This window comes from Rhizobium anhuiense (genome assembly GCF_003985145.1).
GTDB lineage: Bacteria > Pseudomonadota > Alphaproteobacteria > Rhizobiales > Rhizobiaceae > Rhizobium > Rhizobium anhuiense.
In genome coordinates, this window is the sequence record NZ_ML133524.1 from 364,334 (window position 1) to 383,773 (window position 19,440).

Sequence of the window (19,440 nt, forward strand, 5' to 3'; positions counted from 1 at the left end):
CCGCCAGCTCCCTCTTTCCGAGGTTGTTATATCGTTCCTACCGAATTGCCGGCAGGTGGGTGTCAGTGAACCGTCATCCACTCGCGGGCGGCGCGCAGCGCTGCCACGAGCTGCATCTTGTCCATGGCGGCGGCCACGTCGGCACGAAGCTCGGCGGCGCGATCGTTGCCCTTGATGGCAGCGATGTTCAGCCATTTGTGGGCGGCGACGAGATCGACTTCACAGCCGCGGCCGGTCGCATACATCAGACCCATTTCGCAGAAGACATCGGCGTTGTTGTCGCCACCCATGGTGGCCGTTTCAGCATTGTGCATTTCAAAGCGTGCCATCGGTTTTATCCCTGTTAGCCTGTTTATGACTTACCCTGTTTTACCTCCGGGCCTTGCCGTCTATCGCGGCTTGGCGGCCCTTCCGGTCCGGCGGGTTTGCCCCGCTCGTTTGATGGCTTCACTATGCCGAACGGCCTTCAAAAAACGCCTAAAATGCATGATTAATTCTAGACAAACAAAGTGCAAATGCTTGGTAAATTTGGGTTTTTGTTAAACATCAGATTCCTTGCGAATTAAGGATTTTCGCGCCAATTTTACGAAAGATTCAGATTTGAAAATAAAGGGATCGTTCATCATGAAATCAGCAGGCGATATCTTTGCAAGCTCGCCGCATGGCTTTTTTCTCCGGTTTTTCACTCGATCCGCAGAACAACGATCGGGCTTATTTACCTTTACGTTCGCGTCAGTTATTTTCGCGGCCGATCAAGGGACATCATGGAGGAAAAGATGATCCGCAGCTTCGTTCTCGCCGGCACTATTGCAATGATCGCGGGTATCGCGCATGCCGAGGAGCCGATCGTCGGCAGCTGGAAGACGGCCGCCGGCGATACGGCGGTGATCGCATCCTGCGGCGGCAGTTATTGCGTGACGCTGAAGACCGGCAAATATGCCGGCCGGAAGATCGGCACGCTTGCGGGAACCGGCGGCAGCTATGCCGGCGAGATCACCGACCCGGCGGCCGAAAAGACCTATAGCGGTTCGGGCAAGATTTCCGGCAATTCGCTGAGGATGCAGGGCTGCGTGATGAAGATCCTTTGCAAGTCGCAGACCTGGACGCGGCTCTGAACCATAGACAACTCATCCCAATTATAGAAGCATGCCGGCACACCGGCATGCTTCTATGCTCTTTACCGCCCCATTTGGTAAGCCGTCCGGCGATGGCCGAAGGGGGCGATCCGCCCGACGAACCCTTATAAATCCTCTCCGCACCCCTCCCGAGCCTGCCCGGCAAGCTGAACGGTGGATGAACCGGCATCTCAGCACTCGTTCAGCCGCGGCATGGCAAAACTCTTGTCACGATAGAGTTGCGATCGGGGGCAAGGCAATGGACCTCTATATTCTGGCAAGACGCTTTAGCATCATCACGCTGTTTGCGGCGATCTTCGCGGTCACATTTTCGGCGGTCGTGGTGCACGAAGGCGGTGGCGGTGCCCAGTCGCATTTCGGGGCGAGCTATACCTGCCTGGAGAGAAACGGCACCTTCTGCGCGCCTGCGGTGCGCTGACCAATGCGCATCGTACGACGCGCTTTAAATCTTTGATTTACGCATGTCGTTGTCCCAATACCGCTGCGCAGTTTTGGGCGACAGGCATCCGCACCAGACGCGGAAGAGGATAAAAAATCGGAATCCGCCGGCGCGTCGTTTGCTTGTCAAAAACAACTCTCTATAATGCGTCATGAACAAACGAATCTCCCCTTTGTCGCCCCTCGACACATCCTCTCCACCCCCTTTCCAGCCTGAGAGTTTCGATGATCCCGCCAAGGCGGTCGAGGCGCTGACGGCGCTTTACGAGCGCAATACGGCGTTTCTGATCCAGAACTTCAGCGAACTCGCACAGGGCGCACCGATTTCCTCGCGCTACCGCGCTTTTTATCCGCAGGTCAGCATCGAGACGACAAGCTTCGGCCATGTCGATTCGCGGCTTTCCTATGGTCATGTCACGGCGCCCGGCATCTATACGACGACAGTCACCCGGCCGAAGCTCTTCAAGCATTACCTGAAGGAGCAGCTGACGTTGCTGATGAAGAGCCACAATGTTCCTGTCATCGTCTCGGAATCGACGACGCCGATCCCCTTGCACTTCGCCTTCGGCGAGGGTGCGCATGTGGAAGCATCGACCAACGCCTTCATCGACGTTCCGATGCGCGATATCTTCGACACGCCCGATCTCAACACCACCGACGACGAGATCGCCAACGGCGAATATATCCCGCCGCCGGGAGAGCCCTCGCCGCTTGCGCCGTTTACCGCGCAACGCATCGACTATTCGCTCGCCCGGCTGTCGCATTATACGGCGACGCATGCCGAGCATTTCCAGAATTTCGTGCTGTTTACGAACTACCAGTTCTATATCGACGAATTCTGCGGCTGGGCGCGCAAGCTGATGGCCGAGGGCGGCGGCGATGGCTATACCGCCTTCGTCGAGCCCGGCAATGTCGTCACCCTGCCCGGCTCGAACGCGCCGGAAACGGATGCGGCGCTTACCCGCCTGCCGCAGATGCCGGCCTACCATCTGAAGAAGAAGGGCCATGCCGGGATTACCATGATCAATATCGGCGTCGGCCCCTCCAACGCCAAGACGATCACTGACCACGTCGCCGTGCTGCGCCCGCATGCCTGGCTGATGCTCGGCCACTGCGCCGGTCTTCGCAACAGCCAGCGGCTCGGCGATTATGTTCTCGCCCATGCCTATATGCGCGAGGACCATGTTCTCGACGACGACCTGCCGGTCTGGGTGCCGATCCCGGCGCTGGCCGAAGTCCAGGTGGCGCTGGAAGCGGCCGTTGCCGAAATCACCGGCTATGAAGGTTTCGAGCTGAAGCGCATTATGCGCACCGGCACGGTCGGCACGATCGATAACCGCAACTGGGAACTGCGTGACCAGCGCGGGCCGGTGAAGCGGCTCTCCCAGGCGCGCGCCATCGCGCTCGATATGGAATCGGCGACGATCGCCGCCAACGGCTTCCGCTTCCGCGTGCCCTATGGCACGCTGCTCTGCGTCTCCGACAAGCCGCTGCACGGCGAATTGAAGCTGCCAGGCATGGCGACGGCCTTCTACCGGACGCAGGTCAACCAGCATCTGCAGATCGGCATCCGCGCCGTCCAGAAGCTGGCCGCCATGCCGAAGGAAGCGCTGCATTCACGTAAGCTGCGCAGCTTCTTCGAAACGGCCTTCCAATAGGCCGTCACCTGCCTGTCACAACAGACGCCGAGCCGTCCGCTAGCATCTGCGGCCTGCCCGCGGCAAGGTTCAGCCCTGAAATCAGCAGGGTGAAGGCGGCGATGACGAAAGCGATGCGCAGAAGAGCCTTCAGCGCGTCGGCATCGTCCAGCCCCAATTGACGCTTCTCGCGGCGGCGTGCCCAGATCTGGCTTGCCAGGGCGATTTCAAGAATGCTCATTGTCGTTCTCCTCGACAGGTTTCGATGAAGCCTTGTCGAGCGCTGCCTTGCGATTTCGACAGCCGGCCGGAACAAAGATTTTTTCCGCCGCTGTCGAATTGCGTGGAGCTCGGTCGTCCAGGGTTATTGAATACTCACAAGGAGGCTGCCTGCGATGAAATATCTCTGTCAGGTCTGGTTCGATGGCGGTGTGCTCGACGCCATGACGAAAGAGGAGAAGGCCGAACTCGACACCAATTCCCTGGCCTATGACAAGGACCTTGCCGAAAGCGGGCATATGATTGTCGCGCAGGCGCTGCAGCCGCCGACATCGGCGGTGACCGTGCGGGTGCGGGGCGGCGAGATGTCGGTGACGGACGGTCCCTTCGCCGAGACGAAGGAGGCGCTCGGCGGCTTTATCCTGATCGAGGCAAAGGATCTCAACGAGGCGATCCGCATCGCCGCCGGCATTCCGCTCGCCAGGCTCGGTGCGATCGAAGTGCGGCCAATCCACGAATTCGGAGCTAAATGAGGAGAGACCGATGAAATTTCTATGCCAGATCTGGTTCGACACGGAAAAAAGCAAGCTGGTCCCTCAGACCGAATGGGATGCGCTCACACAGGAGTGCATCACCAGCGACAATCGCTGGCGCGAGAGCGGTCATCTGCAGGTGGCGCTCGCCTTGCATGAACCGTCAACGGCGATCACGGTCCGCCTGCGCAATGGCGAGGCCTTTGCGACCGATGGCCCATTTGCCGAAATCAAAGAGCACCTCGGCGGTTTTGTGCTGATCGAAGCCGAGAACATCGAGGAGGCGAAGACGATCGTGTCGAGTTTTCCGATCCTCAAATATTGCTCAATCGAAGTGCGCCCGACTTACTCCATCCAGGATGGGAAATAGCCATGCGCTACATCTGCCTGATTTATAACAGTGCCGACACCGACGGCAGGCTGACCGCGGCGGAAACCGATGAACTCGTCAAAGCGCATTTCGCCTTCGACGAGGAGCTGCGCCGCGACGGCATCATGATCCATGCCGATGCGCTTGAGATGCCTGATAAGGCGACCGTGCTGCGTGTTCGAAACAACAGCCTGTCAGCTACCGACGGCCCCTATGTCGAAACCAAGGAGCATCTGGCCGGCTTCTACGTCATCGAGGCGCCTGACATGGTGAAAGCCAGGGAGATTGCCGGGCGGATCCCATCGGCACGTTTCGGCGCGGTCGAACTGAGGCCCGTGCGAATGCTGACCCTGCCGGACTGAGGTGGCCCGTTGGAACGCGTGATCGAGGAGATCTATCGAACGCAGTCGCGCCGGGTGCTGGCGACGCTGATCCGCCTGCTCGGCGATTTCGACCGGGCGGAGGAAGCGCTGCACGACGCCTTCGCTGCGGCCGCCCGGACATGGCCGACGGACGGCATTCCCGGCAATCCCTTCGCCTGGCTCGTTTCGACGGGACGCTTCAAGGCGATCGACACGATCCGGCGGCGGGCGCGTTTCGATGCTTCGCAGCATCACATCGAAGACAGCCTCTACTCCCCCGACGCAACGGAGATCGGCGACATGGAACCGATCGAGGACGACATGCTGCGGCTGATCTTCACCTGCTGCCATCCGCTAATTCCGGCCGATGCGCAGATGGCGATGGCACTCAGAGAAATCTGCGGACTGACCACCGAAGAGATCGCCCATGCCTTCCTCATTCCGGCGCCGACGGTGGCGCAGCGGATCGTGCGCGCCAAGGGCAAGATCCGGGCGGCGAAGATCCCCTACGAGGTGCCGGGCCGCGAAGCGCTGCCGCCGCGGCTCGACCGGGTGTTACACGTCATCTACCTCGTCTTCAACGAGGGCTATTCCGCCTCTTCGGGCGAAGACGTGGTCCGCGCCGACCTGACCGCAGAGGCGATACGTCTGGCGCGGCTGCTTCTGGCGCTGCTGCCGCATCCCGACGTCTCCGGCCTGCTGGCTTTGATGCTGCTGCAGGACTCCCGCCGCGCCGCCCGCCGCGGCGAAGAGGGATCGCTGGTGCTGCTTGCCGATCAGGACCGCTCGCTCTGGGATCATGCGAAGATTAGGGAAGGCCTGGCGCTACTCAAGGAGGCGATGCGGGCGGGAGAGATCGGCACCTATACGCTGCAGGCGGCGATCGCCGCCGAGCATGCCAGGGCGCCGGCTGCCGAAGAGACCGACTGGCGGCGGATCGCCTTTTATTACGATCTGCTTCTGGCAGCCCAGCCCTCCCCGATCGTCGAGCTGAACCGCGCCGTGGCGATCGCGATGGCGGACGGGCCGGCAAAGGGGCTGGAACTGATCGATGCCATTCTGGCCCGCCGGGAGCTGCAGGCCTATCACCTCGCCCATTCGGCGCGCGCCGATTTCCTGCGCCGTCTCGGCCGGAGACAAGAGGCGATCGCCGCCTATGAAACGGCGCTGTCGCTCTGCCGGCAGGAGCCGGAGCAGGCGTTTCTGAGAAAACGGATTTCAGAGCTTGCCGCGGCGTCCGAGCGGCAGTGAGATCGCCGTGCCGGTGAGCGCCGAGACGATGATCAGCAGGTGGGCATTGATGCTCGCCTGCGCCAGCGCGGCCAGAGCCATCCGCTCGCTCGAGGCACCGAGAGCGATGGCGCCGGCGGTGATGCCGGCCGGATAGGTGCCGACGCCGCCCGGCGCATGCATCGGCAACACGGAGGAGAGCTCGCCGCCGAGCGCGCCGCCGAAGCTTGCCGCCATCGGCGACACGCCCATCAGGCCGAGCGCCCAGGCAAGCACCATCACCTTCACCAGCCAGTTGACGATGGTCATCGCCCAGGCGCGCGCAAAGGCCACGGCATCGAGCGGCAAACCGTTTTCGATCTCGGCGACGAATTTCTGCGCCTTATTAGGCAGCAGCCGGGCGGCGAGGCGCAGCAGCGGCTTGCGGGCGGCAAAGGCTGCGACCGGCAACAGCAGAAAGGCGGTCCAGAGCGACCAGGCAACAGCCGCATTGGCGGCGGCGACGGCAAAGCCGATGCCAGCGGCGGCCAGAAGCGCGTGCAGGTCGAGCAGCCGCATGACGAAGAGCGCCGAGGTTCCGCGCGTCAGCGGAATGCCGAATTCGGTGCGCATCAGCAGCGGAAAGCTGGTCTCGCCGGTGCGGAAGGGCAGCATGATGTTCAAGAGGTTGTGGATCTGCGTGACGCGGAAGAGGACGGCGAACCGGCCGGCCGTTTCCTTTGGAAAATAATCATAGATGCGCCAGGTGCGCAGGAAATAGGTGCTCGTCAAAAGCACGAGCGCGCCGATCACCGGACCGGCGCCGACATCGGCCCATTGCCTGATGATGACGGGCCACCCCCAGAACCATTGGATGAAGAGCGCATAGGCTGCGACGATGACGACCGTCAGAATGGTCATGCGATTGCGCATAAACCAGGATTGCCGGCTTTCAACGATCGAGCTCTTCATGTAGTAGGCATTCCTCGCTTGGGTCGGCATGGGACCGGTCCCGTCGCCAGGCCTTTTAAGAGAAATGCAGGTTGCGCACAACGGCGGAGTTGATGGCGATGGAGGCGAAGGCGCCTTCCCGCCGACGATCCGGGCGCTGACCGGTATATGACACGCCTTGCCGGCTTGACGTGGAGATCGATGTTGGAGCGAATTACCAGAAGCATTACGAGCGCCAGCATGTTTCTGGCAGTCTATTTCCTGCTGAACATCGCGCTGCGCATCGCCTTGCCTCATACGCTCGATCTCGACGAGGCGGAGCAATCCTTCTACTCACAATATCTGCTTGCCGGCTATGGCCCGCAGCCGCCTTTCTATAACTGGATACAATATGCCATCGTTTCGGTGACCGGCATATCGATGTGGGTGCTGTCGGTGCCGAAGAATATCATTCTCTTCGGCTGCTATCTGTTCTACGGGCTTGCCGCCCGCGAGGTGCTGAAGGGCCGCTCGCTCGCCGCCATCGCCATGCTGAGCCTGATCACTCTGCCGCAAGTGGGTTTGATGGCGCAGCGCGAATTGACGCATACCGTCGCGCTGCTGTTTGCAACCTCGCTTTTCCTCTTCGGTTTTTTCCGCACGCTGCGCCAGCCGACGATCGGGAGCTACCTGATCATCGGCATCGCCACCGGCATCGGGCTGATCTCGAAATACAATTTCGCCATCCTGCCGGCTGCCGCCCTGATCGCCGTGCTGCCGGACCGGAAATGGCGCGGCCGTCTGATCGACTGGCGTTTGCTGCCGGCGGTCGTCCTCGCCATTCTGATCGTGCTGCCGCATGCGCTCTGGCTGCCTGACAACCTCGCCAGCGCCTCTGCGCCGACACTGGAGCGGATGACCGCCGAAGACCTGGCCCCCGCCGGCCTGCCGCGCATCGGACAGGGGCTGCTGTCTCTCGTCGTCGCCGTCCTCGGCTTCGTCGCATTGCCGATCGTTCTCCTCGCGGCCGCCTTCCGGCGCGATTTCTTTCGCGCGCTCTCCTCGTCCAGCCCGATGATCCGGGTGATCGAGCGGATGATGGTCATCAGCCTGGTCGCCTTCGTCGGCGTGGTCCTCTTTGCCGGCGCCAGCGATATCCACGAGCGCTGGCTCGACCCGTGCCTGCTCGTCCTGCCGCTTTATCTGTTCCTGAAACTGGAAACCGCCGATCTCGATCTTTCTGCCGGCCTCGCCCGCTTCCGGCCCGTGGTGCCGGTCTTCATGGTCGTCATCCTGTCGATCCTTCTTTTCCGGATCGTCGGCATTCAATACATCGGCACCTATACGAGAACGAACGTGCCCTTCTCCGGTTACGTCGCTGAATTGACCGCGACCCGCAAGCCGGTTCTGATCGTGGCGGGGACGAAGTTCGTGGCCGGCAATCTGAGGCTGGCCTTTCCCGATGTTCCCGTCGTGATACCGTTCTTCCCGGGTGCCGGGGTTCCCGAATATGCGGCGGCGAAGGGGCCGGTGCTGGTAATCTGGCGCGGCGAGACCGCAGACGACCCGACAATTGCTCCCGGTTTCGCCAGCGATCTCATCAAATCGGGCATTCATCTGCAAGAGTTGAACACGCTGACGCTGCCCTATCTCTTCGGTGACGGCAAACGTAGCTTCTCCATCGGTTACTCCTGGGTGGAGGGAGGCGCGAAATAGCGCCCCGGCAGCGCAGCCGATTGCTGGGAAACCGCCATTGCCGCTGGCAACCGGCGGACACTTCATGTAGTAGCCTTCCGCAAGCGCGGCGGCAGCAGTAACGAATACTCGGCCGCCCGGCCTTTTGGAGATGAAAGTTGCAGACAACGGTAGAGCCCATTCGCGATACGAATGATCCGGTACAATCGCTCGAACTGTCGCTGGTCGTGCCCATTTTCAACGAAGAGGAAAGCGTCGGTCCGCTTGTCGAGCGTGTCGCGGCCGCGATGGCCGGCTACCCGCATCGCTGGGAGCTGATCCTCGTCGATGACGGCAGCACCGATGCGACGCTCGTCAACGCGCGCAAGTTTGTCGGACGCGAGGGGCTGGCGCTCAGAATCGTCGAGCTGCAGCGCAACTTCGGCCAGACCGCCGCCATGCAGGCCGGTATCGACACCGCGCGAGGCCGGCTGATCGCGACAATGGACGGCGACCTCCAGAACGATCCGAAGGACATTCCTTCGATGGTTGGCGAACTGGAACGGCGCGAACTCGACCTTTTGGTCGGCTGGCGCAAGAACCGTAAGGACGGTCTGTTCTTGCGCAAGATCCCGTCGTGGTGCGCCAATTACCTGATCGGCCGTATCACCGGCGTCAAGTTGCACGATTACGGCTGCAGCCTGAAGATCTACCGTGCCTCGATCATCAAGCAGGTGAAGCTGATGGGCGAAATGCACCGCTTCATCCCGGCCTGGGTCGCCGGTGTCGTCCCGAGCTCACGCATCGGCGAGATGGCCGTCACCCATCATGCCCGCGAGCACGGTGTTTCGAAATACGGCATTTCGCGCACCTTCCGCGTCATCCTCGACCTGCTGTCGGTGATGTTCTTCATGCGCTACAAGGCACGGCCCGGGCATTTCTTCGGCTCTCTGGGTCTTGGCCTCGGCGCGGTCGCCATGCTGATCCTGCTCTATCTCGGCTTCGACAAGTTCATCCTGGGCAACGATATCGGCACGCGACCGATGCTGATGGTCGGCGTCGTGCTGCTGCTGTCGTCGGTGCAGATGATCACCACCGGCATTCTGGCTGAGATGATTGCGCGCACCTATTATCGCGACGACGCCTCTCCGAACTACATCGTGCGACAGATCTTCGACGATCACAGCCAAGCCTAAGCCGGCAGCCCGATGCTGGAGCGCGCAACGAGGACGATCAAGACCGCGGGCCTGCTGCTTGCAGCCTATTTCGTGCTCAACATCGTGCTTCGCATCGTGCTTCCGCATTCGCTGGAGCTCGACGAGGCCGAGCAATCCTTCTTCTCGCAATATCTGCTGGCCGGCTACGGCCCGCAGCCGCCCTTCTACAACTGGATGCAATATGCCGTCGTTTCGGTGACGGGCATGTCGATCGGCGCGCTTATTGTCCCGAAGAACATCCTCTTGTTCCTATCCTATCTCTTCTATGGCCTTGCCGGGCGGCGCGTGCTGAAGGACCAGGCGCTTGCCGCCGTCGCCATGCTGGCGCTGATCACCCTGCCCCAGGTCTCCTACATGGCCCAGCAGGATCTCACCCACACGACGGCGCTGCTCTTTGCCAGTTCGCTGTTTCTCTACGGCTTCATCCGCACGCTCGACCGACCCGATATCGGCAGCTATCTCGTGCTCGGGCTGGCGACCGGCATCGGACTGATCTCGAAGTATAATTTCGCGCTGATGCCCGTCGCCGCCTTGATCGCCATCCTGCCCGATGCCGAATGGCGGCGCAGGGCGCTCGACTGGCGCATGCTGGCCGCAGTCGCCGTTGCGCTCGTCATCGTCCTGCCGCACGCGATCTGGCTGCAGGGCAATCTGGCATTCGCCTCCTCCGACACTCTGGTCAAGATGGCCGCCGGCAGCGAACCGGCCGGCATTGTACGGATCGGCAAAGGCCTTCTCGCCTTTCTCGTCGCCATCATCGCCTTTGCGGCGCTGCCGGTCGCAATCTTCGCCGTCACCTTCCGCCGGGATTTCGTCTGGGCGCTTTCGGCCGGAAACCGCTGGACCGGGATGATGGAGCGGATGATGCTCGCAAGTCTTGCCGGCATCGCTTTGATCGTGCTGTTCACCGGCTCAACCACCGTGCGCGAACGCTGGCTCGACCCGTTCCTGCTGGTGCTGCCGCTCTATTTCCTGGCGAAGATGCAGGCTGCCGACCTCGACCTTTCCGCCGGGCTGCGCCGCTTCCGGCCGGTGCTGCCGGTGCTGATGGCCTGCGTGCTGATCGCGCTCGGTTTCCGTGTCGTCGGCGCCGGGCTGATCGGCATCTACAGCAGGCCGAATGTGCCGATGGCGGGTTTTTCGCGCGATATGACGCGACAGGCTGAACCGGCGCTGGTGATCGCTTCCGATCCCTATATCGGCGGCAACATGCGGCTGCAGCTTCCCGACGTCCCGGTGGTGATCCCGGATTTTCCGGCACCGGGCATTCCGGCCTATGCCGAGGCCAAGGGGCCGGTGCTGATCGTCTGGCGCGGCAAGAAGACGGCGACGGCTGCGGATGCCGTCATGCCGGAGCGGTTTTCATCGGCGCTGATGGCGGCGGGCATCGCACCGCAGGAGATCGGCTCGCTGTCGCTTCCCTATTATTTCGGCCGACCGGGCGACAATTTCGCGCTCGGTTATGGCTGGGTTCGGCCGGAGACCAGATAGGATGACCGAAACCAATCGTCGCGACATCAGTTGGATTTTCGCCCTGCTGGCCGCCTATTTCATGCTTCAGGTCGGCGTACGGCTCGCAACCTCGCATTCGCTCGATCTCGACGAGGCCGAACAGGTCTTCCGGTCGCAATGGCTTGCCGCCGGCTACGGCCCGCAGCCGCCCTTCTACAATTGGCTGCAATACACCGTCTTCCAATTGACAGGCGTCTCGCTTGCCGCCCTTTCGGTGGTCAAGAATCTTCTGCTGTTCATTTCCTACCTGCTCTACGGCCTGACAGCGCGGCTTGTCCTGCGCGACAAGGCGCTGGTGGCGGTCGCCACGCTCGGCCTGCTCACCATCCCGCAGATGGTTTTCGAGATGCAGCGCGACCTGACGCATACGGTTGCCGTGTTCTTCTCGGCCAGCATCTTCTTCTACGGCTTCATCCGCAGCCTGAAACAGCCTAGTCTTGCCTCCTATCTGATAGCAGGCGTCGGCATCGGTTTCGGCCTGCTTGCCAAATATAATTTTGCGATCCTGCCGGCGGCAGCCCTCATCGCCGCACTGGCGGATGCGCGTCTGCGGCCACGGATCTTCGATAGGCGACTGGTGCTGACGGCAGTGGTGGCGCTCATCATCATCCTGCCGCATCTGTTCTGGCTGAAGGACAATCTCGATTTCGCCACCGCACGCACCCTGGAGAAGATGACCGCCAGCGGCCATGCGAGCTATCTTGCGCAGGTGGCGATGGGCGTCAGCTCGCTCGCCCTCGCCGTCATCAGCTTTGCCGGATTGACCGTGGCGATATTCGCCATCATCTTCGGCAAAAGCCTTCGTCCGGCGCTCGGCTCCGGCTCGCAATGGACGCAGTTGCTCGAGCGGATGATGCTGGTCTTCCTCATCGGCATTCTGCTTCTGATCGTCTTCGGGGGTGCTGCCGGCATCAAGGATCGCTGGCTGGTGCCAATGCTCTTCATCTTGCCGCTCTATGTCTGCCTGAAGATCGAGGCCGCAGGTGTCACGACCGCCAAGGCATTCCGGCGTTTCATGGCTGTCGTCGCCATCATCATGATCGGCGTACCGGCGGCCCTTTACGGCAGCGTCGCGGCCGCACGCTTCACCGGCCATTACGAGCGGCTGAACAGGCCTTATGCCCCGATGCTGGAAACCCTGCGCCAGCAGGCCGAACCGGCGGCGATCCTTGCCGGCGACAGTCTGCTCGCCGGCAATCTCAGGCAGGATATTCCCGGCGTGCCGGTCCTCTCGGTGGATTATCCCGGTTTCAGCCCGGATCTCTCCGGCCGGCGACCGCTTCTCCTGGTGTGGCTCCTCCCCAAGGACGGCAGCGAAGCACTGCCGCCTGATATGGCGCAATGGCTACAGACCAATCTTGGCGCATCCACGCCTGAGGCATTGGTGATCGACAAGCCCTATTTCTATCAGCGCGGCGACGACCGCTATCGTTTTGGTTATGCCTGGGTCAACCAGCCGGGCTGAACGAAATCAGGATCTTGACCCTTTTCTATCACGCCGATATTGCACGCTTGATCACTGTCAAATGGCAGCAAATGCAAGCCAAAAACACGGATATGAAAAGGAAGGTCCCAAGCGGTTGGGATAGCGGCAGGAACGACCAGTCGCCTCGTTGAAATTGAGGCAGCGCAAACTCGGAAAGGCCGGCTTGCGCAACGGCTCCCCGCCCCATAGGCAGACCGGTCGCGATCAGCGCGATATGGGCATGGATGAAGCCTGAACGGGGGTGCCTTTGTGGCTGCATGGCCACTCTGACCCCGAAAATCGATGCAAGCATCAACAGGACCGTGGCGCTCCAAATTCCAATGCCGGGTACCGCCAAAAGCAGATAGATGGGCTCGCGCATGACCGGAAGTATTGTCATGTAAAGCCACCAGGCGGAGGCACTTGAGGGGTGGCTTTCCAGGAGCGGTATGCTGAGTACGAAGATTGATGCTATCGCGTAAGCCAGCGATGGCCCAAGTCGCATCAGCGTGAAAATCGCGATCCACATGCGGCGTTCCATCCGTTGACCTGACGAGCAGGATAGGCGACGTCGATTTGATTTCTACTCAGGAGTCACGAGGCAGATGATGCCTACCTTGGATAGTAGGCATTTTTATCACACTGTCGCATTCCGGCGAAGACCGCCTCTCTCGCTTTTTTGTGAGTATATGCTTAAATTCTTGAGTTGTTAGCTTTTTTTCACGATGATCTCGGGTGAACACATCCGAGTCTTAGGTAAGAATGTCTGATGGGGATCAAATTGCCAATGTTGCAGATCAGAGTTGGAACGAAATGCATCGCGCTTTTGATAGCGACCGGAGCGATTTTAGCTGGTTGCCAGTCATCCAGCGATGGTCTGGCTGCTTATGGCGATAGTGCAAAGACCCTCGAGGATGACTCAGCCGTCGCCTTCTATAAGAACGACGAGTTGATAACCACCGGCAAACTGCAGTTTCAGGAAAAGAACTACGGAAAATCTTACGCCATTTACAAGCGAGCAGTTGACGTTTTTCCGCAGGATCCGGCCGCTTGGCTAGGCTTGGCAGCCTCCGCCGACATGGTTGCCCGCTTCGACACCTCCGACCGCGCCTACCAGCAACTCTCGCGCATGATCGGCAACACCCCGGTCTACTACAACAATATTGGATATTCCCACCTGTTGCGCGGTGACTTGCGCACTGCCAGACGGTATTTCCTGAAAGCCTATGAGCTTGATCCCGGAAACGAAGTCACTGCCCGTAATCTCGAATTGATGAAGAACAGCGTGAATTACGCACAGCGGGGATAGGCCCTTCGGCGATCGGCAATCTGCGTCGAGATTGGAGCGCCCTTGCCGCATTGCGCGCATCGGCGCCGTCCCCTGGCAGCGTCCGGCGATTGCTTTGGAGATTTCGGTGGCGTCGTTGTTTACCGCGCCTTGCGAAGTATGAGTTGGCCTTCCGGCGAGAGTGTCCGTTCGTAGCGTGGCAGGTCACTCACGGAAATGCCTCCGGCTTCGATGGATGCAAGAGTGCTATTCGGAGTTTGAGTTTCCGCCGGCATGGCACGGGGTGCGAATAATTGTGCTGGTTCCTTGCCGGGTGCACTGAGGACCAAAGCTGACCCCATGCGTGTGAGGCTGGTGTCGCCGCGCATTCGTTCGTTCATCGACAAAACAGCCTTTTGCAGGCTATCCATCCCCTGGCGGATCAGCGCGACGTCGTCGGCCTTGGCATTGTCGTCGATCTTGCGCGACTGCTTTTCCATCTGTCCTTTCAGGCCGTCGATGGACCTTTTCAGCGCGGCGATGGTCTCGCGGCTCTCGCGAACATCCGCCGAGTTTTTGGCGGTATAGATGAGAACGCCGGCATTCACCGGCAGGAGCATCAGGAGCAAACCGATGAGCAGCGGGCTTTTTGAGCCCCTCTGCTCTACTGTTCGCAAATTGCCTGGTTTTGGGCGTTCTGCTTCGACCTCGATACTCGGAATGCTGGTCATTCGTTTACTCCCCCGTAAGTCATCAAATCTACCTGGCCGCGATCGGCGGCAAGTGCGCAATCATTCCGATGTAAACACGCCTTCCCATGCCCGTTCGAGCATTTCGAGCGATGCATTTCTATCTATGCCATTGAAATCACAGTAAGAACCGACGAAATCCAGAAGATATTTCGGATGATAGCAAGACGCCGGCACATCGCCTTTGTACTTGCGATCGTAGAACAGGTTCAGGTCTGGATCACAGACAGCCAATCCGGTGCTGCTGGCATAGGATTTGAAAATTCTGATATATTCGTCGCGCGACGGCGTGTTCACAAAGATCTTGTACTTGAGTCGCCGCAAGCCCGCCTCGTCGGAAAGGTCCTTCGGTGCGATATTCGTCGAAAACACCACCAGCTCGTCAAAGGGAACCCTGAACTTCTTGCCGGTGTGCAGCGTCAGGAAGTCATATCCGCGCTCGAGCGGCACAATCCAGCGATTGATGAGCGCCTGCGGCGCCACTTGTTGGCGTCCGAAGTCGTCGATGATGAAAACACCTCCGGACGCCTTTAAGTGTATGGGCGCTTCATAGACATTCGGTCCTTCGTTGAAGGTAAGATCGAGCTGATCGAGGGTCAATTCCCCGCCCGTCTTGATCACCGGACGGCGGCATTCGATCCATCGTTGATCCGCTTTCGGATGAGATTCCGTGTCAGCCTGCGATACGGGGTGATGCACCGCTTCGTCATAGAAACTGATGACATGGCCGCCGACCTCGATGGCATAGGGCACCCAGATCGTTTGGCGAAACAGTTGCGACGTCCGCTCGGCGATGCTCGTCTTTCCGTTGCCGGGGGGGCCGTAAAGCAGGATAGAGCGACCGGAGTTGATGGCCGGGCCGAGCTTTTCGACCAGGGTGTGCGAGAGCACCAGCCCGTCAAGGCTGTCGTTCAGCCGCTCCGGGGTCACGCGCTCGTAATGGATGGACTGCAAACCGACTTGCCGGCAGAACGCGTCGAGCGACACCGGCGCCGGCCCGACATATTGGCTTTGACGCGACGCCGCGTGGGCATATTCGAGCCCCTTCATGGAAAGAGCATATCGAATATCGGATCGCACATCCTCACCAGCCAAGCCGCGAGCTTCAAGGTATGCGAGTTTCACGAGCTCCTTGATCAGGATATTGACGATCACTTTCGGCAATTTCATGCGGTCAGCCAGATGAGATACCGTGGTCGTATCCTGCTCGGCCGCGCATTTTGCCGCCAGCCGAAGCAGGAACGACGGATCCAGTCCGGCTTGTTCTATGCTTGCCGGTGCCATGGGCATACGCGGATCGAGGGTAATGATGGCCTCGTTACGATTCTGTTCGAGCGAATACTGCATACGACCTCGCTTGGCTCAACCGCCGGGTTTCATGCCGATGAGAAGACTGACGACACGCATAACAACGGGTACAAGAACGATGACCAGGCTTACCGGAAAAAGGAATGCGCCGAGCGGCAGCAGCATTTTGACCGGCAGGGCGTTTGCCTTTTCCTCCGCGCGAACAACACGGAGGTCGCGCATTTCCTTGCAGTAGACCCGCAATGTCTGCGTTACGCTGGTCCCGAGTTCCTCCGATTGGCGGAACAGAACGGAAAGGGCCCGGGCCTCGTCGATCCTCAGGCGGACGGCAAGGTTGGCGAGCGCCTCACGCAATCGCCGGCCGCCTCGCACTTCCAGCATCATGATCGAGAGATGCAGGCCGAAGTCCTGCTGCTTGGCAACGAATTCCCGGGCAACGCGGTTCGCCGCCGCCTCGATGCTCATCCCCGCATCAAGGCAGACGATCAGCATATCCATGAAATCGGGAAAGAGGCGCCGGTACTCCCTCTCTTTGGCGGCACCACGCCGGTCAATATAGATGTTGACCAGAATAAAGGTCGCGCCCGCAGCAAACATGCCAAGGATGAGCATCACTATCTGCGACATATCAGGCGCGAACCGGTTTAGGGCCCAGACCGCTGCGACGAGCATGCTGATACAGACCACCGCGCGAACCACCTGGAAGGTGGTCACGGCACCGGCAGCGAAATACCCCGCCCGGATCAGCCGGTTCTGGGTGGAGTTCACATTGGTGTCACGTCGCGTAATCTCGAAATAGCGACGGATCAGACGGTTTTCCGCCTCGCCGAGATCGGCAATCGTCGTATCGCCAAGGTGGAACTCGTCGCCTGATGCCACCGAGCTCTTCGACACCCGGACCGAGACCTCGCGCTGTCGAAAAAACAATTCCGATGCTGCTGCGGAAAAGATCAGCACTGCAAAGAAGACGATGAGATAAATTCCATACTCACTCGACATGACTCAGTACTCGAAGTTGACCATCTTGTAGAGAATGACATTCCCGATCGCCATGACGGCCAGCAGCACGCTCACCACCATGGTTCCGTGGCCGCTATCCCAGAGGGGATCGAAGTAGGTCGGCGACAACGCCTTGATCATCGCGTAGAGCAGAAACGGATAGGCCGACATGAAGATCGCCGTGATGCGTCCTTCCGACGAAATCGCCTTGACCTTTGCCTTCAGCATCATCCGGTCACGCAGCGTCTTCGAAAGGTTCTGCAGGATCTCCACGAGGTTTCCACCGGTTCCGGCCTGCACGCTCAGCGATATCGCAAGCAGGTTCAGATCCTCGACGCCGACCCGGTTCGCCAAGTTGACAAGGGCATCGTCCAACGTCACGCCGTAGGTGAGCTCATCCGAGAGGAGGCCGAACTCGGTGCCGATCGGATCAGGCATCTCGCGTGCCACCAAAGAAATCGCCGCCGGCAGCGGGTGGCCGGCGGCCAAGCTGCGATTGGCGACATCGAGCGCTTCAGGAAGCTTCAGTTCGAATTTCCGCATGCGGCGCGCCCGGGTGCGCCAGACGACGAGTACAGGGATGAGGAGGCAGATCAGGAGAAAGACGGGGATCCGAAACAGAGGGTTCGGCACGAGGAATCCCACGGCCAACCACGTCAAAAGGGCGCCCGCGATCGCGAAGAGAGCAAATCGCCTGGCATCGAACTTGATACCGGATTGGGCGTAGAACTGCAGCAGCCGCTGCGTGATGGGGGTTTGCCGCCAACCGCCTCCGGCACCGCGCTCCTTCAGCATATCGCTATAGGTCTTGCGATGATCATCGCTGACCTCGAGCAAGCTCAGCCGATGGTTCACGGCCCGGTGTCGTTCGGAGCTCTTGAAGTAGCTGCGCATGATCGCTTCGACAGCAACAAGGGCGGCGGTGAAAACGGCGGCGTAAAGGAGCGTCAGGGTCATTGAACAGGTCCTGTCTGCAGCGGTTTGCCGGGATCAAAAATCGTCAAAGGGATCTCGATCCCGAGTTCGGCAAATTCCTCGACGAACCGCGGCCGGATGCCGGTGGCGCGGAATTCTCCATGGATCCGTCCGCCTTCGTCGGTGCCGATTTTCTTGAATTTCATGATCTCCTGCATCTGCACGACTTCGCCCTCCATGCCGGTGATCTCGGAAATCGAGACGATCTTGCGGCTGCCGTCGCTCAGGCGCTGGACCTGCACGATCATGGTGATCGCGGACGAGATCTGCGAGCGAATGCTCAACTGCGACATCGGCATCCCTGCCATGCCGACCATCTGCTCAAGCCGACCGACGGCGTCGCGCGGCGTGTTGGCGTGAATGGTCGTCATCGACCCCTCGTGACCGGTATTCATCGCCTGCAGCATGTCGAACGCCTCGTCGCCGCGTACTTCGCCGACGATGATGCGGTCGGGACGCATGCGCAGGGCGTTTTTCAAAAGCTCGCGTTGCCGGATCTCGTTGCGCCCGTCGAGCGTCGGCGGCCGGGTTTCCAGACGCCCGACATGTGGCTGCTGCAGTTGAAGCTCGGCCGCATCCTCGATGGTGATCAGGCGCTCCTTTGGAGAAATCTGCGACGAGAGCGCGTTCAGCAAGGTGGTCTTGCCAGAACCGGTGCCGCCTGAAATGACCATGGACACCTTGCCCTTGACCGCGGCGCTGAGCAGGACGCGCATCGCATCGGCCATGGCGCCATATTGCACCAGGCGCTCCATTGTCAGCGGCTTGCGCGTGAATTTGCGAATGGAAACGAGCGGTCCATCGACAGAGATCGGCCGGATGGCGACGTTGACACGCGAGCCATCCTTGAGGCGGGCGTCAACCATCGGCGTTGACTCGTCGACACGGCGGCCGACCGCCGAGACGATCTTGTTGATCACCCGAAGCAGGTGGTCCTCGTCTTTGAAACGCACGGCGGTGCCTTCCAGCTTGCCGCTCCGCTCGACATAGACGCTGTTGTAGCCGTTGATGAGAATATCTGCGATTGTATCATCGGCCAGCAGCGGCTCGATCGGTCCCAGCCCCAGCATCTCGTCGGTGATATCGCGGATCAGATCATTGATTTCCTTGGCATTCAGCGGAAAGTTGTTGTTCCGGATATAGTCCTTGACCAACGGCCGGATCTCGGTCGCGATCTCCTCGTTGTCGAGCGTGTCGAGGATCCCGAGGTTGATGCGATCGAGCAGGTAGCGGTGCAGATTGACCCGCTCGGAAACCATGTCCGGCCCCAGCGAAGCCTCTTCGCCGCTCGCAGTGGCGCTGTTGGAGGCCGGTTGGGCAGGCATGTTCTCAACGGCGCCGACCAAAGACAGTTCGGCCGCCTCCAGATCTTCGCGGCTTTCCGGCTCCCGCTGCTTATAGAAACGCCCGATGATACCGTTCGCCATGTTTCCCATCCCC

General features: G+C 60.3%; 21 protein-coding genes. 12 read left to right on the forward strand and 9 right to left on the reverse strand.

Annotation, left to right across the window (positions count from 1 at the left end; all coding sequences use genetic code 11):
* Nucleotides 1–62: 62 nt before the first annotated feature.
* Nucleotides 63–329 (reverse strand): SEL1-like repeat protein, encoded by a 267-nt coding sequence (locus EEQ99_RS15085; RefSeq protein WP_028755922.1) that lies wholly within the window; start codon nt 327–329, stop codon nt 63–65.
* Nucleotides 330–776: 447 nt separating this feature from the next.
* On the opposite strand from EEQ99_RS15085, the gene EEQ99_RS15090 reads away from it, so the two are divergent.
* From EEQ99_RS15090 to EEQ99_RS15100, 3 genes are all read left to right on the forward strand, one after another.
* Nucleotides 777–1,115, forward strand: a complete 339-nt coding sequence (locus tag EEQ99_RS15090) for a DUF2147 domain-containing protein (RefSeq protein WP_028755921.1) — start codon at nt 777–779, stop codon at nt 1,113–1,115.
* A 259-nt stretch (nt 1,116–1,374) separates the two neighbouring features.
* Nucleotides 1,375–1,554, forward strand: a complete 180-nt coding sequence (locus EEQ99_RS15095) for a hypothetical protein (RefSeq protein ID WP_028755920.1) — start codon at nt 1,375–1,377, stop codon at nt 1,552–1,554.
* Between the two features lie 172 nt (nt 1,555–1,726).
* A complete protein-coding gene (locus EEQ99_RS15100) occupies nt 1,727–3,232 on the forward strand; it encodes an AMP nucleosidase (RefSeq protein ID WP_127430680.1) in 1,506 nt (501 codons plus the stop codon).
* Between the two features lie 4 nt (nt 3,233–3,236).
* Here the strand turns inward: EEQ99_RS15100 and EEQ99_RS15105 are convergent, their stop codons facing one another.
* A complete protein-coding gene (locus EEQ99_RS15105) occupies nt 3,237–3,452 on the reverse strand; it encodes a hypothetical protein (RefSeq protein WP_244604802.1) in 216 nt (71 codons plus the stop codon).
* A gap of 154 nt (nt 3,453–3,606) precedes the next feature.
* Here EEQ99_RS15105 and EEQ99_RS15110 point away from each other — a divergent pair, with 154 nt between their 5' ends.
* From EEQ99_RS15110 to EEQ99_RS15125, 4 genes are read left to right on the forward strand one after another with little or no spacing between them, the layout of a single operon-like run.
* Nucleotides 3,607–3,963 carry a YciI family protein gene (locus EEQ99_RS15110; RefSeq protein WP_028755917.1) on the forward strand — a complete coding sequence of 119 codons (357 nt, stop codon included), beginning with the start codon at nt 3,607–3,609 and terminating at the stop codon, nt 3,961–3,963.
* A gap of 10 nt (nt 3,964–3,973) precedes the next feature.
* Nucleotides 3,974–4,333, forward strand: a complete 360-nt coding sequence (locus tag EEQ99_RS15115) for a YciI family protein (RefSeq protein WP_028755916.1) — start codon at nt 3,974–3,976, stop codon at nt 4,331–4,333.
* Between the two features lie 2 nt (nt 4,334–4,335).
* The gene (locus tag EEQ99_RS15120) at nt 4,336–4,695 is read left to right on the forward strand and encodes a YciI family protein (RefSeq protein WP_028755915.1); all 360 of its coding nucleotides are present in this window, start codon (nt 4,336–4,338) and stop codon (nt 4,693–4,695) included.
* Between the two features lie 9 nt (nt 4,696–4,704).
* On the forward strand, nt 4,705–5,946 hold the full coding sequence (locus tag EEQ99_RS15125; protein ID WP_127430681.1) for an RNA polymerase sigma factor: 1,242 nt from the start codon (nt 4,705–4,707) through the stop codon (nt 5,944–5,946).
* On the opposite strand, the gene EEQ99_RS15130 is transcribed toward EEQ99_RS15125, so the two are convergent.
* Nucleotides 5,914–6,876, reverse strand: a complete 963-nt coding sequence (locus EEQ99_RS15130; protein ID WP_063474218.1) for a lysylphosphatidylglycerol synthase domain-containing protein — start codon at nt 6,874–6,876, stop codon at nt 5,914–5,916. The genes EEQ99_RS15125 and EEQ99_RS15130 overlap by 33 nt on opposite strands.
* Nucleotides 6,877–7,056: 180 nt before the next feature.
* Between EEQ99_RS15130 and EEQ99_RS15135 the strand changes: the two genes are divergently transcribed.
* From EEQ99_RS15135 to EEQ99_RS15150, 4 genes are all read left to right on the forward strand, one after another.
* Nucleotides 7,057–8,550, forward strand: a complete 1,494-nt coding sequence (locus EEQ99_RS15135) for an ArnT family glycosyltransferase (protein WP_127430682.1) — start codon at nt 7,057–7,059, stop codon at nt 8,548–8,550.
* A gap of 137 nt (nt 8,551–8,687) precedes the next feature.
* Nucleotides 8,688–9,704, forward strand: coding sequence for a glycosyltransferase family 2 protein (locus EEQ99_RS15140; protein ID WP_127430683.1), 1,017 nt, complete (start codon nt 8,688–8,690; stop codon nt 9,702–9,704).
* Between the two features lie 12 nt (nt 9,705–9,716).
* Nucleotides 9,717–11,216 carry a glycosyltransferase family 39 protein gene (locus EEQ99_RS15145; RefSeq protein ID WP_127430684.1) on the forward strand — a complete coding sequence of 500 codons (1,500 nt, stop codon included), beginning with the start codon at nt 9,717–9,719 and terminating at the stop codon, nt 11,214–11,216.
* Between the two features lies 1 nt (nt 11,217).
* Entirely contained in the window at nt 11,218–12,702 is a 1,485-nt protein-coding gene (locus tag EEQ99_RS15150; RefSeq protein WP_127430685.1) for an ArnT family glycosyltransferase, read from the forward strand.
* Between the two features lie 28 nt (nt 12,703–12,730).
* Here the strand turns inward: EEQ99_RS15150 and EEQ99_RS15155 are convergent, their stop codons facing one another.
* Complete coding sequence (locus tag EEQ99_RS15155; protein ID WP_047616602.1) at nt 12,731–13,231, reverse strand: hypothetical protein; 501 nt, start codon at nt 13,229–13,231, stop codon at nt 12,731–12,733.
* 258 nt (nt 13,232–13,489) lie between these two features.
* Here EEQ99_RS15155 and EEQ99_RS15160 point away from each other — a divergent pair, with 258 nt between their 5' ends.
* A complete protein-coding gene (locus EEQ99_RS15160) occupies nt 13,490–14,011 on the forward strand; it encodes a tetratricopeptide repeat protein (RefSeq protein WP_127430692.1) in 522 nt (173 codons plus the stop codon).
* 119 nt (nt 14,012–14,130) lie between these two features.
* Here the strand turns inward: EEQ99_RS15160 and EEQ99_RS15165 are convergent, their stop codons facing one another.
* The 5 genes from EEQ99_RS15165 to EEQ99_RS15185 are packed head-to-tail and all read right to left on the reverse strand — an operon-like array spanning nt 14,131 to nt 19,427.
* The gene (locus tag EEQ99_RS15165; protein ID WP_127430686.1) at nt 14,131–14,700 is read right to left on the reverse strand and encodes a hypothetical protein; all 570 of its coding nucleotides are present in this window, start codon (nt 14,698–14,700) and stop codon (nt 14,131–14,133) included.
* A gap of 60 nt (nt 14,701–14,760) precedes the next feature.
* Nucleotides 14,761–16,065 (reverse strand): ATP-binding protein, encoded by a 1,305-nt coding sequence (locus EEQ99_RS15170; RefSeq protein ID WP_127430687.1) that lies wholly within the window; start codon nt 16,063–16,065, stop codon nt 14,761–14,763.
* Nucleotides 16,066–16,080: 15 nt separating this feature from the next.
* Complete coding sequence (locus EEQ99_RS15175; RefSeq protein ID WP_047616187.1) at nt 16,081–17,025, reverse strand: type II secretion system F family protein; 945 nt, start codon at nt 17,023–17,025, stop codon at nt 16,081–16,083.
* A 3-nt stretch (nt 17,026–17,028) separates the two neighbouring features.
* Entirely contained in the window at nt 17,029–17,982 is a 954-nt protein-coding gene (locus tag EEQ99_RS15180; RefSeq protein WP_063474214.1) for a type II secretion system F family protein, read from the reverse strand.
* Nucleotides 17,979–19,427, reverse strand: a complete 1,449-nt coding sequence (locus EEQ99_RS15185) for a TadA family conjugal transfer-associated ATPase (RefSeq protein ID WP_063474213.1) — start codon at nt 19,425–19,427, stop codon at nt 17,979–17,981. The genes EEQ99_RS15180 and EEQ99_RS15185 overlap by 4 nt, the downstream gene beginning before the upstream one ends.
* Nucleotides 19,428–19,440: the final 13 nt, after the last annotated feature.